This window comes from Azospira sp. (assembly GCF_030247495.1).
Classification (GTDB): Bacteria; Pseudomonadota; Gammaproteobacteria; order Burkholderiales; family Rhodocyclaceae; genus Azospira; species Azospira oryzae.
Genome location: NZ_JAOTRW010000004.1, coordinates 407,402 through 422,224 on the forward strand (window position 1 = coordinate 407,402; position 14,823 = coordinate 422,224).

11 protein-coding genes are annotated in these 14,823 nt (G+C 67.9%); 10 read left to right on the forward strand and 1 reads right to left on the reverse strand.

Translation table 11 applies throughout. The features are described 5' to 3' along the window. The first annotated feature begins 25 nt into the window (after window positions 1-25). The 10 genes from mshL to OEL49_RS07895 all read left to right on the forward strand — a co-directional run bounded on the left by mshL (window position 26) and on the right by OEL49_RS07895 (window position 13,051). Window positions 26-1,930, forward strand: a complete 1,905-nt coding sequence (mshL, locus tag OEL49_RS07850; RefSeq protein WP_287874371.1) for a pilus (MSHA type) biogenesis protein MshL — start codon at window positions 26-28, stop codon at window positions 1,928-1,930. Next, on the forward strand, window positions 1,927-3,195 hold the full coding sequence (locus OEL49_RS07855) for a tetratricopeptide repeat protein (protein ID WP_287874372.1): 1,269 nt from the start codon (window positions 1,927-1,929) through the stop codon (window positions 3,193-3,195). The genes mshL and OEL49_RS07855 overlap by 4 nt, the downstream gene beginning before the upstream one ends. Continuing rightward, a complete protein-coding gene (locus OEL49_RS07860; RefSeq protein ID WP_014236489.1) occupies window positions 3,192-4,898 on the forward strand; it encodes a GspE/PulE family protein in 1,707 nt (568 codons plus the stop codon). The genes OEL49_RS07855 and OEL49_RS07860 overlap by 4 nt, the downstream gene beginning before the upstream one ends. A gap of 9 nt (window positions 4,899-4,907) precedes the next feature. Then, window positions 4,908-6,107, forward strand: coding sequence for a type II secretion system F family protein (locus OEL49_RS07865; RefSeq protein ID WP_287874373.1), 1,200 nt, complete (start codon window positions 4,908-4,910; stop codon window positions 6,105-6,107). Window positions 6,108-6,110: 3 nt separating this feature from the next. Beyond that, window positions 6,111-7,655, forward strand: a complete 1,545-nt coding sequence (locus OEL49_RS07870) for a hypothetical protein (RefSeq protein WP_287874374.1) — start codon at window positions 6,111-6,113, stop codon at window positions 7,653-7,655. Then, a complete protein-coding gene (locus OEL49_RS07875; RefSeq protein ID WP_287874375.1) occupies window positions 7,652-8,251 on the forward strand; it encodes a hypothetical protein in 600 nt (199 codons plus the stop codon). The genes OEL49_RS07870 and OEL49_RS07875 overlap by 4 nt, the downstream gene beginning before the upstream one ends. 18 nt (window positions 8,252-8,269) lie before the next feature. After that, entirely contained in the window at window positions 8,270-8,773 is a 504-nt protein-coding gene (locus OEL49_RS07880; protein WP_014236485.1) for a hypothetical protein, read from the forward strand. A gap of 3 nt (window positions 8,774-8,776) precedes the next feature. Then, on the forward strand, window positions 8,777-10,933 hold the full coding sequence (locus tag OEL49_RS07885; RefSeq protein WP_014236484.1) for a hypothetical protein: 2,157 nt from the start codon (window positions 8,777-8,779) through the stop codon (window positions 10,931-10,933). Then, window positions 10,930-11,646: a type II secretion system protein gene (locus OEL49_RS07890; protein ID WP_014236483.1), complete on the forward strand. Its 717-nt coding sequence runs from the start codon at window positions 10,930-10,932 to the stop codon at window positions 11,644-11,646. The genes OEL49_RS07885 and OEL49_RS07890 overlap by 4 nt, the downstream gene beginning before the upstream one ends. An 88-nt stretch (window positions 11,647-11,734) precedes the next feature. Beyond that, entirely contained in the window at window positions 11,735-13,051 is a 1,317-nt protein-coding gene (locus OEL49_RS07895) for an adenylate/guanylate cyclase domain-containing protein (protein ID WP_014236482.1), read from the forward strand. Here the strand turns inward: OEL49_RS07895 and OEL49_RS07900 are convergent. Next, window positions 13,041-14,744: an ATP-binding protein gene (locus OEL49_RS07900; protein ID WP_014236481.1), complete on the reverse strand. Its 1,704-nt coding sequence runs from the start codon at window positions 14,742-14,744 to the stop codon at window positions 13,041-13,043. The genes OEL49_RS07895 and OEL49_RS07900 overlap by 11 nt on opposite strands. Window positions 14,745-14,823 lie beyond the last annotated feature (79 nt).

Genomic DNA, 14,823 nt, shown 5'->3' on the forward strand with positions numbered 1-14,823 from the left:
CGAGACAACCGATAAGGCCCGCCCCATGAAGCCTGCCCATTACGGCCCCCGCCCCGACGGCCTCCCGTCGTTGCCCAAGCATTTCCCCGTACGCGCCCTGCTGGCAGCGCTATCCCTGGGACTGCTCGGCGCCTGCGCCTCTCCCGTTGCCAAGGACCCCAGCAAAGCCCACCTGCAGGCAGACTCGGCGCCCGTGGTCAGCGGCGCCATTCCGGCACCGGTGATGCAGACGGCGGCCTTGCCCAAACCCCGGATTGCCCCCCGCACCGAGACCTATTCGGTGGTGGTGAACAACGTCAAGGTACAGGAGCTGCTGTTCGCCCTGGCCCGGGACGCCAAACTCAACGTGGATATCCACCCGGGCATCAGCGGCACGGTGACCCTCAACGCCATCGACCAGACCCTGCCCCAGATCCTCAACCGCCTGGCCAAGCAGGTGGACATGCGCTTCGAACTGGACGGCCCCAATCTGGCGGTGATGCCGGACACGCCCTACCTGCGCAATTACAAGATCGACTACGTGAACATGACCCGGGACACCGCCGGCACCGTCTCGGTCACCACCCAGATCGCCACCGCCGGCGCCGGCGCCAGCACCACCGGCACCACCACGGTCCCGGGCACCGCCGGCAGCGGCAACAGTTCCGTCACCCGCATCGAGAACAAGGCCCAGCACCATTTCTGGGACAACCTGATCCAGAACATCAAGGACATCCTGCGGGAAACCGACAAGGTCATGCCCGAAGGCTCCTCGGAAACGGTCACCGAAGTGGCCGCCACCCAGACCACCACCGGCACCGGCACGCCGCCGGCGGCCGGCAGCCGCACCTCGGCCCCCGCCACCAGCCTGGCGGGCAGCGCCAATCCGGCCACCCTGCAGAACAGCGGTGCCATGGTGGTGCGGCGCACCACCTTCCGCGAGGCCGCCTCGGTCATGGCCCATCCGGAAACGGGCATCGTCACGGTGCGCGCCACCTCCCGGCAGCACGAGAAAATCCAGGAATACGTGGACCAGGTGATGGGCAGCGCCCGGCGCCAGGTGCTGATCGAGGCCACCATCGCCGAAGTGCGGCTGGACCAGAACTACCAGCAGGGCATCAACTGGAGCCGCATCACCGGCGGCGCCGCCGGCTTCACCGTGACCCAGACCCTGGGCGGCGCCGTGGCCGGCATCATCGCCAGCGGCAGCAATTTCGAGATCGGCTACAAGAACTCCACCTCCGGCGGCGGCTTCACCAGCGCCCTGCGCCTGCTGGAAACCTTCGGCACGGTGAAGGTGCTGTCCAGCCCCAAGATCAGCGTCCTCAACAACCAGACGGCGGTGATCAAGGTGGTGGACAACCACGTCTATTTCACCATCAAGGCCGACACCAGCCAGAACCAGGTGAACACCGTCACCACCTACACCACCACCCTCAACTCGGTGCCGGTGGGTTTCGTCATGAACGTCACCGCCCAGATCAGCGGCGACGACACGGTGCTGCTCAACATCCGCCCCAGCATCTCCCGGGTGGTGGATGAGATTCCCGACCCCAATCCGGCCTTGAAGAAGGGCATCAACGGCCTGGCCGACAGCATCGAGAGCAAGGTCCCGGTGATCCGCACCCGGGAGATGGAATCGGTGCTGCGGGTGGAAAACGGCAACATCGCCGTTATGGGCGGCCTCATGGAAGAGATGCTGCAGAACCGGGCCGACAGCATTCCCGGCCTCTCCCGCCTGCCCGTCGCCGGCGGCCTCTTCTCGGCCAAGGACGACTCCCTGCAGAAGACCGAGCTGGTCATCTTCTTGCGCCCGGTGATCATCCGCGAAGCCAGCATCGGCGGCGACTACGCCAGCCTGCGCGATGCCCTGCCGACCAAAGACTTTTTCGCCAACAACCCGGGGCCCCAGCAGCAGATGGCGCCCTCCGGCATGGAGCCGCGGCCGTGAGTCTGCTCATGGAAGCCCTGAAGAAGGCGGAGGAGGCCAAGCGCAACGCGGCCCCCGCCACCGGGGCGCCCGGTGAACTGAGCCTGGAGCCGGTGAGCACCCAGCCCGGCAGCCAGGGGCAGTCGCCCCTGCCCAACCTCGACGACCACCTGGCAACGGTGGACGCGGACCTGGCCGCCGTCGCCGCCAGCCCGGCGCCCAGCCCCGCCGCCCCGCCGCCCCAATCCTCCCACCAGCCCGCCCCGCCGCCGCCCACGCCAAGCGCCGCCCCTGCCGCCGCAGCCGATGTGGAAGCGGAGCGCCAGGCGGCCCGCAATCTCTTCAACGCCAAGCTGGCCGCCGGCAACGGCACACCGCCCAACCGCAACAAGCTGTGGCTTGCCCTGGGTGCCCTGGCCGTGGGCCTGCTCGGCATCGGCATCTATTTCTGGTTCCAGTTGCAGGGCCTCAGCCAGAACCCCATGGTCGCCCGCCCGGCGCCGACGCCGGTGCAACCCCAGCCCCTGCCGCCGGCACCAATGGCAACGCCCATCACCATGGCCCCCACGCCAGTAGCGGCTATAGAAGCGCCTCCCAGCCCCCCCGTACCGGAAATGCCCGCCCCCCTTACCCGGGAGCGTCCCGTGCCCCAGGAACGCCAACCGGCGCTGCCGCCGGAGGAGCCCAGCCCCATCCGCCTCAGCCGCGGCAAGCCGGCCACCAACCCGCTGCTGGAACGGGCCTACGGCGCCCTGCAGCGGGAGGATTTCGCCGCCGCGGTGCAGGACTACGACAAGGTGCTGCAGGCCGACCCGCGCAACACCGACGCCCTGCTCGGCATGGCCAGCATTGCCGGCCGCGAGGGCCAGACGGCCAAGGCCGAAGCCCTCTACCTGAAGGCCCTGGAGGCGGACCCGAAAAACCCGGTGGCCCTGGCCGGCCTGGTATCCCTCCTCGGCAACGGTGATCCGGCGGCGGCGGAAAGCCGCCTGAAGAATCTGCTGGCGACCCAGCCCGAAGCCGGCCACGCCCACTTCGCCCTGGGCAATGTGTACGCCCGCCAGGGCCGCTGGAGCGAAGCCCAGCAGGCCTATTTCAAGTCCCTGGCCAGCGACGGCGACAACCCGGACTATCTCTTCAACCTGGCGGTGAGCCTGGACCACCTGCGCCAGGTCAAGCCGGCCCAGCAGTACTACCAGGCGGCCCTCGGCGCCGCCGCCGGCCGCTCCGCCATGTTCGACAAGGAAGGCGCCCGGCGCCGGCTGCAGGAGTTGGCCGCGCCATGAACGCCCCCAGCCCCCAGCGCCGCCCCCTGGGCCAGATTCTCATCGCCCAGGGGATCATCTCCGAAGACCAGCTGCGCATCGCCCTGCTGGAGCAGATGAAGTCCAACCAGCCGGTGGGCAAGCTGCTGGTATCCCTCGGCTTCGTCTCGGAAACGACCCTGCGGGAAGCCCTTTCGGAAAGCCTGGGCAAGCGCTCCATCGACCTCTCCCGGGCCGTCATCGACCCCTCCGCCCTGAAGCTGGTGCCGCGGGAGCTGGCCAAGCGCCACCACATCCTGCCCCTGGACTTCGATGCGGAAAGCCACCGCCTGACCCTGGCCCTGGCGGACATCAACGACATCGTCGCCCTGGACAAGGTGCGCAGCCAGCTCAACGCCGAGCTGGAGATCGAGACCCTGCTGGCCGGCGAATCGGAAATCGACCGGGCCATCGACCAGTACTACGGCTACGAGCTGTCCATCGACGGCATCCTGCACGAGATCGAAACCGGCGAGATCGACTGGAAGAGCCTGCAGTCCTCCTCCGACGAATACAGCCAGCCGGTGGTGCGGCTGATCGACGCCATCCTGGCCGACGCGGTGAAGCGGGACGCCTCCGACGTGCACTTCGAGCCGGAGGCCAACTTCCTGCGCATCCGCTACCGCATCGACGGCATGCTGCGGCAGATCCGGGCCCTGCATAAATCCTACTGGCCGGCCATGGCGGTGCGCATCAAGGTCATGAGCGGCATGAACATCGCCGAGACCCGGGCGCCCCAGGACGGCCGCATCAACCTGGTGCTGAGCGGCCGCCAGGTGGACTTCCGGGTCGCGGCCCAGCCCACCATCCACGGCGAAAACGTGGTGCTGCGCATCCTGGACCGGCAGAAGGGCATCGTACCCCTGGAGGGTCTGGGCCTGGCGGAGGACCATCTGGACCTGCTCAAGCTGATGATCGCCCGGCCCGAGGGCATCATCCTGGTCACCGGCCCCACCGGCAGCGGCAAGACCACCACCCTCTATTCGGTGCTCAACCACATCAATTCCGAGGGCGTGAACATCATGACCCTGGAAGACCCGGTGGAGTACCCCATGGCCCTGGTGCGCCAGACCTCGGTGGCGGAATCGGCCAAGCTGGACTTCGCCAACGGCATCCGCTCCATGATGCGCCAGGACCCGGACGTGATCCTGGTGGGCGAAATCCGCGACACGGACACCGCCGAGATGGCCTTCCGCGCCGCCATGACCGGCCACCAGGTGTATTCCACCCTGCACACCAACTCGGCCATCGGCGCCATTCCCCGCCTGCTGGACATCGGCATCCTGCCGGACCTGATGGCCGGCAACATCATCGGCATCGTCGCCCAGCGCCTGGTGCGCCGCCTCTGCCCGGGCTGCAAGACGCCCTACCAGGCCGAGGCCCACGAATCCCGCCTGCTCGGCATCCCGGCGGAAGGGCCGCGGCCGGTGATCTACCACCCCTGCGGCTGCGAGCGCTGCGACTTCCAGGGCTACCGGGGCCGCATCGCCATCATGGAACTGCTGCGCATGACGCCGGCCATGGACGAGCTGGTGGCGCGCCGCGCCACGGCCCGGGACATCCGCAACGAGGCCACCCGCCAGGGCTTCCGTCCCCTGGCCGACGACGGCCTGCGTCGCGTGCTGGACGGTTCCACCTCCCTGGAGGAGCTATCCCGGGTGGTGGACCTCACCGACCGGATGTAGGGTCCGGCCATGGGACTCTTCAACTACAAGGCCGTCGATGCGGATGGCCGCATGGTCCAGGGGCGCCTCGACGCCATCAATCTGGTGGACCTGGAAATGCGCCTCAAGCGCATGGAAATGGACCTGGTGAACGGCACCCCGGTCAGCAGCTGGGACATGTTCGGCGGCTCGGTGCCGCGCCGGGAGCTGATCAACTTCTGCTTCCACCTGGAACAGCTGAACCGGGCCGGCGTGCCCATCCTCGAAGGCCTCTCCGACCTGCGGGACTCCCTGGAGCATCCGCGCTTCCGCGAAGTCATCGCCAGCCTGGTGGAATCCATCGAGGGCGGCCAGACCCTGTCCCAGGCCATGGCCCTGCATCCCCGGGTGTTCACCAAGGTCTTCGTCAGCCTGGTGCGGGCCGGGGAACTGACCGGCCAGCTCTCCGAAGTACTGCAGAACCTCACCGAATCCCTCAAGTGGGAGGACGAGATCGCCTCCCAGACCAAGAAGCTGCTGATGTACCCGGCCTTCGTCGGCACCATCGTCCTGGGCGCCACCTTCTTCCTCATGGTGTACATGGTGCCCCAGCTGAAGCAGTTCGTGCGCAACATGGGCCAGGAGCTGCCGGCCCAGACCCGGGCCCTCTTCTTCGTCTCCGACCTGCTGGTCAACTACTGGTACCTGGCCCTGCTCCTGCCCATCCTCGGCATCGCCCTGCTCAGCTACCTGCTGCACACCAATCCGGCGGTGCGGCACGGCTTCGACGCCTTTAAGCTGAAGCTGCCGGTGTTCGGGCCGATCCTGAAGAAGATCGTGCTCTCCCGCTTCGCCAACACCTTCGCCCTGCTCTATTCCTCGGGCATTCCCATCCTGGAGTCGATCCGCACCACGGAAGAGGTGGTGGGCAACCGGGTCATCCGCCAGGGCCTGGAAAAGGTGGAACAGCTGATCGGCGAAGGCCAGAACGTCACCACCGCCTTCCACACCATCGGCCTCTTTCCACCCCTGGTGATCCGCATGCTGCGGGTGGGGGAAAGCACCGGCTCCCTCGACACCGCCCTGCGCAATGTCAGCTACTTCTTCAACCGGGACGTGAAGGAGTCGGTGGAAAAGATCCAGTCCCTGATCGAGCCGGCCCTGACCCTGATCCTCGGCTCGGTCCTGGGCTGGATCATGCTGGCCGTCCTGGGGCCGGTGTACGACGTCATCAGCAAGATCAAGACCTGAGCCATGCCCCAGCGCCATCTCCTCTACCTCTCCGCCCACCAGCTCTCGGCCCATGCCTGGAAGGGCGGCCGCCTGGACGCCCAGGCCAGCTTCCCCCATTCGGAGGAGGGCCTGGTGGCCTTCCGCCAGTACCTGGAAAAGCGTCGCCACGACCTTTTCTACCTCCTCATCAACGTGGCCGACGAAGGCTTCCAGCTGGACACCATCCCCTTCCTCCAGGGCAAGGACCGGGAAGCCGTGATCCAGCGCAAGCTGGGCCAGTATTTCTACAGCACCAACCTGAACATGGCCCAGCGCCTGGGCTTCGAGAAGAACCGGCGCAAGGACGAACGCCTGCTGCTGGCCGGCTTCACCAACCCGGCCCAGATCATGCCGTGGACGGCCCTGATCCAGTCCCTGGGCGTGCCCCTGGTGGGCATCTACTCCCTGCCCCTGCTCGGCCCCCAACTGCTGAAAAAGCTGCAGCCAGGCCCGGCCCCCTGCCTGATGCTGACAGTGCAGGATCACAGCCTGCGCCAGAGCTTCTTCGACAAGGGCGAACTGCACTTCTCGCGCCTGGTGCCCCTGCACGATTCCAGCATCCACGGCATCGGCCACGCCATGGCGGCGGAGGCGGCCAAGATGCACCAGTACCTGACCAGCCAGCGCCTGCTGGCCCGGGGCCAGTCCCTGCAGGCCCTGGCCCTGGTCCATCCTCAGGCGGTGCGGGCGGTACAGGAAGCTTGCAGCGACAGCCCGGCCGTCACCTTCCGCATCGTCGGCAACGACGAGGCCGCCCGCCTCATCGGCCTGGCCGATGCCCCGGAGGACAGCCGCAGCGAAGCCCTGTTCCTGCACCTGCTGGCCGTCCAGACGCCGGCCCAGCAGTTCGCGCCGCCGCCCCTGCGCCACGACTACCGGGTGTGGCAGCTCAAGGCCCTGCTCTCTTCCGGCGGGCTGCTGGTCTTCCTCGCCTGCCTGCTTTTCGCCGGCAAGCAGCTGTACGACGCCACCCGCCTCGGCAGCGAGCGGGCCGCCATCCAGGCCCAGGCCGACAGCGCGGCCCAGCGCTATGCGGAACTGGCCCGGACCTTCCCGCCCATGCCGGTGGACAACGACACCCTGCGCCAGGTCATCAACCGCTACCAGGCCATGGAACGGCAGCCCACCACCCCGCGAGACTTTTACCTGCTGCTCAGCCGGGCTCTGGAAGCAACGCCCCAGGTGGAGCTGGACACCATCGCCTGGCAGCGGGGCGGCACCAGCGCCGGAGGCAATGGCAACGCCACTGCCGCGGCGGCAGCGCCGGGCGAGGGGGACGAGAGCGCCTTGGTGCGGGGCAGCATTCCCACCGGCCCCCAGGCCAATCCGCGCCAGGTACTGGCCATTTTCGAGCGTTTCCTGGCGGCCCTGCGGCAGCAGCCCGGACTGCAGGTGAATGTGCAGCAGCAACCGTTCGACGTGGAATCGGGCAAGTCCCTCAAGGGCGGCAGCAGTAGCGACGATGCCCCGGCCAGCGCCGAGCCCCGTCATTTCGTCGTGCAGATCGTGCATCGGGTGACGCCATGAAACTGACCGCAGCCGACTGGCGCAAGCTGCGCCTCAGCCTGGTGATCTTCGTCCTCTTCTGCCTCGGCGGCGCCGTCCTGGTGCTCTTTTCCCTGGAGCAGCAGCAACAGGCCCGCCGCCTGCTGGCAACGGCCCAGGCCCACAACGCCCAGGCCCAGGCCAAGCTGAAGCAGGTACGGGAAGAGGAAAGCGAGATCAAGCTCAAGGCCGCCCTCTTCAGCAACCTGGCCGCCCGCGGCGTCATCGGCGAGGAACAGCGCCTGGACTGGGTCGAGCTGCTGCGGGACATCCGCAACAACCGGCGCCTGCTGGACATCCAGTACGAGTTCTCGCCCCAGCAGCCCCTGGGCAACGGCCAGGGGCCGTGGAGCTTCCAGGTCAGTTCCATGCGCCTGCAACTGCAGCTGCTGCATGAGGAGGATCTGCTCAACGTCCTCGCCGACCTGCGCAACACGGCCAAGGCCCAGGTCCTGGTGCGCAGTTGCGAAGTCAGCCGCCAGCCCCGCCCCCCGGGCGACAGCACCGGTCTGCACGCCAACCTCAAGGCCCAGTGCCTGCTGGACTGGATCACCCTGCGAGGCCCCCAAACCCGCTGAGACGGGGAGGAACCTGCCATGAACGCCCATTCCCTGCGCCCTCCCCAAGCCGCCCGCCCCGGCGCCCGCCTGGCCAGGCTCGCCGGCCTGCTCCTGGCCCTGGGCACGGCCGCCTCGCCGCTCCTGGCCGACGAAGCCCTGGGCCGCCTCTTCTTCACGCCGGAACGGCGCCAGGCCCTGGAGCGTCAGCGGCTGTACAACATCCAGGACACCAGCCATGCCACGGAAGAACCGGTGGTGACCCTCAACGGCATCGTGCGCCGCTCCAGCGGCAAGGGCTCGGCCTGGATCAACGGCATGGTCCAGCACGACCGGGAGGACATCAGCGGCCTGCAGGTCCGGCCCGATGGCCGCCACCCGGGCCGCGCCACCCTGAAGGACCTGGGCAACGACAGCAGCACCAGCCTCGGCGTCGGCGACTCCCATCGCCGCGGCAGCAACGAATCCGCCGGCCTGCTGCCCGATGGCAGCGTGCTGCGGGTCCATCCCGCTCCCGCCGGCAGGCGCCCTGCGGCGCCCTGAGCCGTGGCCCGCCACCCCGCTCCCGCCTGCCGTCAGCGCGGCGCCGCCCTGCTGGCGTTCTTCCTCATCGTCTTCGTGCTCGGGGCCTACGGCCTTTACCGGCACCTGACCGCCGTCTCCAGTAATCCCCAGGTCCGGGCGGAAGCCTCCATGGCGGCCCTGGCCCAGGCCCGGGAAGCCCTGCTCGGCTTCGCCGCCACCTACGACCAGCGCAACAGCGGCCAGGTCTTCGGCCAGCTGCCGTGCCCCGACACCAACAACGACGGCGAGGCCGAAGCCAGTTGCGGCACCGCCGGCACCACCGTGGTCGGCCTCCTGCCGTGGAAAACCCTGGGCCTGCCGATGCTGCAGGATGAAGGCGGGGAATGCCTGTGGTACGCCGTCGGCCGCTTCAAGAACAGCCCCAAGAGCACGCCCCTCAACTGGGACAGCCAGGGCCAGTTCGCCGTGCGCAGCAGCGACGGCAGCCAGATCCTGACCGAGCCGGAGAACGCCGAGGGCGGCGCCGTCGCTGTTCTCTTCGCCCCCGGCATCGCCCTGGGCGGCCAGCACCGCAGCGGCGGCAGCGGCGCCTGCCCCGGCGGCGACAGCCCCAATGCGGCCAACTATCTGGACGGCAACTACAGTTTCGGCGGCGGCGCCAGTCTCAGCCTGACCCAGGGCACCCCGGGCAGCACCTCCAACAATGACCTGCTGCTGTGGCTCAGCCCCCGGGACATTTTCCAGCGCATCAAGCAGCGCAGCGATTTTCCGAGCCGCATCGACACCCTGATGGCAGGCCTGAAGTCCGCGCTGGATGCGGCTCCCAGCCTGCCGACCGGGGACGCCTCGAGCGACGGACTGCAGCGCCTGCCGGCCGCCTTCGATTTCAGCGCCAGCCTCGGCAGTGGCGACGAGGAGTTCCGCCGCCACTGGGACAACCAGCTGCGTTACCTCAACTGCGGCAGCGACGGCTGCCTCACGGTGCGGGGCAAGCCCTGCCGGGGCGCCCTCATTTTCACCGGGGAACGGGCCGCCACAGGCCCCCGCACCGCCACGGAAGGCGCTTCTGCCTCCAGCTTCCTGGCCGCCGCCAACATCGCCGCGGCCACGGCCACCGACGCGGCCGCCCGCCAGTTCCCCCTGCCCCAGGCCCTGGCCGCCTACGACAAGAGCCAGCCCGCCGGCGACGTGGTGCTGTGCCTGAAGGAGAGCGTCACCCTCAATTTCAGCAACGACCTGGGCGCCGCCACCGCCATCCGCAACGAGCTTGCCAGCGGCAACCCCACCCTTGCCGTGGACAGCGGCGCCGGCACCGCCACCCTGGGCACCAGCGACGTGCCTATCGGCAGCCCGCCCAACCTGCGTTACGGCTGCCTCTGGTTCAACCAGGTGGTGCGCTTCGGCAGCGGCCTGCGGGCCTTTTTCGAGTACCGGGTACTGGACCTGGGTGACGGTTTCACCTTCACCATCGCCGACGCCGAGCGCAACCCGGATGCCTCCATGTGCGGTGCCCCGAACCAGCACCTGGGCTACTCCGGTGAGCCGACGCCGCCCACCGGCGTCACCCTGCGCCCCATCGCCCCGCCCAAGCTCGGCCTGGAGTTCGATTTCGTGCAAAACCTGGGATACAACGAGAGCAACAGCAACCACGCCTACGGCCGCCAGGATCCCCTGACCATCCGACACCTGGCCTTCACCTACTGGGGCTACCGGGAGGCCAACTGGTGGGCCGGCGTTGCCGAACCCCTGTGGGACGACAACGTGCACGGTTTCGGCAGCGGCAGCGGCGATTCCCCCCGCAACCCGGCCGCCCTCACCAGCGGTCTGGCCACGCCCGGCGGCCTGGCCCCCCTCGGGCAGCTGGTGCGCATCCGCCTGGAAATCAGCCGCAACTACGACAGCGGCGCCGGAGCCGGCACCTACGACCTGAAGGCCTGGGCCTTCCCCGCCAGCAATTCCCTCTGTTTCGTCGAGGACGTGGCCATGGCGGATCTCAGCACCACCTTCGCCCCCAATACCGCCGCCTGTTCGCCGCCCACCATCAGGGATACCATATCCATCAGCGATTTTTCAGGCAGCGAGTCCCTGCGCAACGTCCGGCTGGGTTTCACCACCGGCTTCGGCAGCGGCGGCCAGCTGATCCTGCTGCAAAACTTCAAGGCCCAGTTCATTCCATGAGCCCCCACCTGCGTCGTCCCCACGGCTTCACCCTGGTTGAACTGGCCATCGTCCTGGTCATCGTGGCCCTGCTCACCGGGGGCATGCTCTTTTCCCTGTCGGCCCAGACCGAAGTGCGGGACAACGGCGACACCAAGAAGCAGTTGCAGGACATCGGCGACGCCCTCATCGGCTATGCGGCCAGCCACTATTCGCTCAATGGCCAGCACCCCTATCTGCCCTGCCCGGACACGGATTACGACGGGGTGGAAGAGGCCCGCGACGGCAGCGGCGACTGCCCCAGCGCCGAGGGCGTGCTGCCGTGGAGCAGCCTGGGCCTGGGCCAGTACGACAGCTGGCGCAACCATTACCGCTACCGAGTGCACGCTAGTTTCAGCAACAGCAAGGTCGGATTCGTACTCGCCACTACAGCCGGCAACATCACGGTCTGCAGCGTCGCCTCGACCAGCAGCGGCTGTTCCGTGGCCAATTCCACCCTGGCCTCCGGCCTGCCGGCCCTAGTGCTCTCCCACGGCAAGAACGGCCTGGGCGCCATCAACGCCCAGGGCGCCGCCAACGGCGCCAGCAGCGATGCCGACGAGGTGGAAAATCACGATGGCGACAACGTCTTCGTCAGCCGGGCCGTCACCCAGCAGGGCTTCGATGACCAGGTGCTGTGGCTGTCGCCCAATCTCCTGTTCAACCGCCTGATCGCCGCCGGCCGTTCCCTGTGAGGAAATGACAGCTTCAAGCATTGACCGGCCCCGGCCCCAACTGCCACACTCAGACCATCCGCCCACGCCTTCGCATCGACCCCGGCCCATGTCCTCCGACTCCTTCTTCCATTCCTTCCGCGACGTCGGCCTCTCGGCCAACGACAGCGAGGAAATGCGCCTCAACAAGTCCCTGCTGATTTTCGCCACGGGCCTCATCAGCGCCGCCTCCATGCTCTGGCTGCTGCTCTACTGGCAACTGGGGCCGCGCTTCTCCTCCACCATCCCCTTCATCTTCCAGCTGCTGCTCACCGGCAACCTGTTGCTCTACTTCAAGACCCGCAATTTCACCCTGTTCCGCACCACCCAGCTGGGGCTGTTCCTGTTCATGCCCTTCGTTGCCCAGTGGAGCATGGGCAACTTCATCACCGCCTCGGGCATCAGCCTGTGGGGCCTGCTGGCGCCCATCGGCGCCATCCTGTTTTTCGGCGTGCGGGAATCCCTGGCCTGGTTCATCGCCTACCTGTTCCTCACCGCCCTCTCCGGCTTCTTCGACTTCTACCTGGCCGACATGGCGGCCATGGAAGCCAGCCACGTGCCCCTGCGCACCAGCATCTTCTTCTTCGCCCTCAACTTTGCCGCCGTCTCCAGCATCGTCTATCTGCTGCTGCGTTTTGCCACCCTGGAGAAGCAGAAGCTGCAGGAACGCATGGTGGAGGCCCACGCCCTGCTCCAGGCGGAGCAGGAACGCTCGGAACGGCTGCTGCTGAACATCCTGCCGGGGGCCGTGGCGGAACGGCTGAAACACAGCAACCAGACCATCGCCGACGGCTTTGCCGATGTCACGGTGATGTTCGCCGACATCGTCAATTTCACCAAGGTGGCGGAGGGCCTGTCGCCCCAGCAGGTCTTCTCCATGCTCAACCGCATCTTCTCCTCCTTCGACGAACTGGCCGAAGCCTACGGCCTGGAGAAGATCAAGACCATCGGCGACGCCTACATGGTGGCCGGCGGCCTCAGCCAGGAGCGGGAGGAGTATTCCGACGCCATCGCCGACCTGGCCCTGGCCGTGCGCGATCTGCTGCACCGGGATTTCGAGGTGAACCGCATGCACCTGGAAGTGCGCATCGGCATCGGCACCGGGCCGGTGGTGGCCGGCGTGGTGGGCAAGAAAAAGTTCATCTACGATCTGTGGGGCGACACGGTCAATATCGCCAGCCGCATCACCACGGAAGGCGTGCCCGGCATGATCCAGGTGGATGAAACCACCTACCGTCGCCTGCGGGACCGCTACGATTTCTACGAGCCCCAGACCCTCTATCTCAAGGGCAAGGGCAACATGACGGTGTACCGGCTGGCCGGCAAGCGCAGCGACGGCGGCACCGGCAGCAGCCTCGGCGCCGTGCCGACCGAGGTCACCGGCTGAGGGGACGCAGGCTGAAGCACACCCGGCCCGGCTCGTTGGCGGCCAGGCACAGTTCGTAACCGCTCTCGGCCGCCAGGCGCCCGGCCTGGTAGAGACCGATGCCCAGCCCGTGGGCCGAGCTCACCGGCGCCCGCCCCAGTTCCGCCGCCAGCTCCGGCGGCACCGGACTGCCCGAATCCTCCACCTGCAGCTCCAGACCCGCCCCGTCCGCCCCGGGCAGCAGGCGTGCCTCGATGCGCAGGTCCATTTCCCTGGCGGCCTTGCTCAGGGCGTTCTGCAGCAGGTTCTCCGCCACCATGTCGAACAGCCCGGCAGGCAGGGGCTGCTCGCCCCCGCGCCAAGCAGTAAAGGTCACTGCCTCGCCGCTGTAGCGCTGGCCCAGGGCCGTCCACCAGCTGCCGGCAGCAGGCTCCTCACCATCGGCGGCGGGCCGCTGCTCCAGCTTGTCCAGGGCCTGGCGCAGGCGCTGGGTAATCAGGGGCAGCTGGCGCTGCATCAGGGCCTGGAAAGCCTCGGCATCGTCCGCTTCCGCCTGTTCGGCCGCATGGCAGAGATTGGTCAGGGACTGCAGCAGGTTTTTCACGTCGTGGGTGAGACGGGCGCCCGTCTCGTGCACGGCCTGGATGTAGCTCATCTGCTGCAGGGCCCGGCCTCGCAGCTTGGCCAGGTAGAACTCGGCCAGCAGCCGTAGCAGCAGATGAAAATGCAGCATCAGGGCCGGCGACAGCTTGTGCCGGGTGAACAGGGTCACGTTCAGGGGCGGACATTCGAAGCGCTGGGAGAAGGCGCCGTCGGCCAGCCCGAAGGCGCCGTGCCGGTGCTCCGCCGCCCAGGTGCCGCCCAGGACCCAGGGCAGGGCCAGCATCTCCTCCAGGGTCTGGCCGAGGAAACGTTCCGGATCGACCTCGAACTCGGCATGGTAGGTGAGGCGCCGCATCCACTGCTCGAAGGGCAGGGCCACGCTCAGGACGTAACGGGAAAAAAGCACGCCGAAGCCGGAAAAGCCGCCCCGGGGGTCCCAGGCCCAGGCCAGCAGGAACAGCAGGCCGGCCATGATGAACACGGTGGAGGCCACTGCCACACCATAGCCGCTGCGGTCGAGCAGCATGAAGGCCAGGGTGCCCAGCACCAGCACGGCCAGCAGGAGAAAGACGAACAGGCTGTAGACGAAGTCCACCATCTCGGCCCGGCGCGGGGGAGCTTCCTCCCGGGAGCGGGGCCACACCAGCATGGACAGCAGCAGCAGAGGCAGGGCGTAGATGAACACGGGGCTGAGGGCCGGATCCACGGCCATTTCCCGGGGCACCACCTGGGGCACCTGCCAGGCCAGCAGGGCGCCCAGCAGATAGCCGAAGGCCAGGAGCAGGAAAATGCGCTGGCGCCGGCGGCGGACAAAGAGGACCCGGCCGCCCACCAGGGCCGAGAGGATGGCGGTCCAGAAGATCAGCAGCCAGTCGTTGAGGCCCAGGGTCAGCAGCAGGATGCCGGCTCCCATCAGGGCCAGTTCGGCCACGCTGAGACGACGGCCGGTTTCGACGAAAGGCTGCCAGAGGATCAGCAGGCCGATGTGGGCCAGCCACAGGCCCCGCCCCCAGGGCTGCTCCGGCCCCACCGCGAGGGCCACGTGGTAGAGGCCGAGGAGCGCCACCAGCAGGCTCTCTGGGCCCAGGGCAAGACGGGTTCTGGCTAGCACGGACACTCCCGCGACAGGAACGGGTGACGAATCTCCGACGGGAGCGTCAAGAATTTGACACTTTTCGGCGCTTTCCCGT

Excerpts from the sequence above, each read along its gene's own strand:
- OEL49_RS07860 (WP_014236489.1), top strand. The coding sequence starts at position 3,192 with ATGAACGCCCCCAGCCCCCAGCGCCGCCCCCTGGGCCAGATTCTCATC.
- OEL49_RS07890 (WP_014236483.1), top strand. The coding sequence starts at position 10,930 with ATGAGCCCCCACCTGCGTCGTCCCCACGGCTTCACCCTGGTTGAACTG.
- OEL49_RS07875 (WP_287874375.1), top strand. The coding sequence starts at position 7,652 with ATGAAACTGACCGCAGCCGACTGGCGCAAGCTGCGCCTCAGCCTGGTG.
- OEL49_RS07870 (WP_287874374.1), top strand. The coding sequence starts at position 6,111 with ATGCCCCAGCGCCATCTCCTCTACCTCTCCGCCCACCAGCTCTCGGCC.
- OEL49_RS07865 (WP_287874373.1), top strand. The coding sequence starts at position 4,908 with ATGGGACTCTTCAACTACAAGGCCGTCGATGCGGATGGCCGCATGGTC.
- mshL (WP_287874371.1), top strand. The coding sequence starts at position 26 with ATGAAGCCTGCCCATTACGGCCCCCGCCCCGACGGCCTCCCGTCGTTG.
- OEL49_RS07895 (WP_014236482.1), top strand. The coding sequence starts at position 11,735 with ATGTCCTCCGACTCCTTCTTCCATTCCTTCCGCGACGTCGGCCTCTCG.
- OEL49_RS07880 (WP_014236485.1), top strand. The coding sequence starts at position 8,270 with ATGAACGCCCATTCCCTGCGCCCTCCCCAAGCCGCCCGCCCCGGCGCC.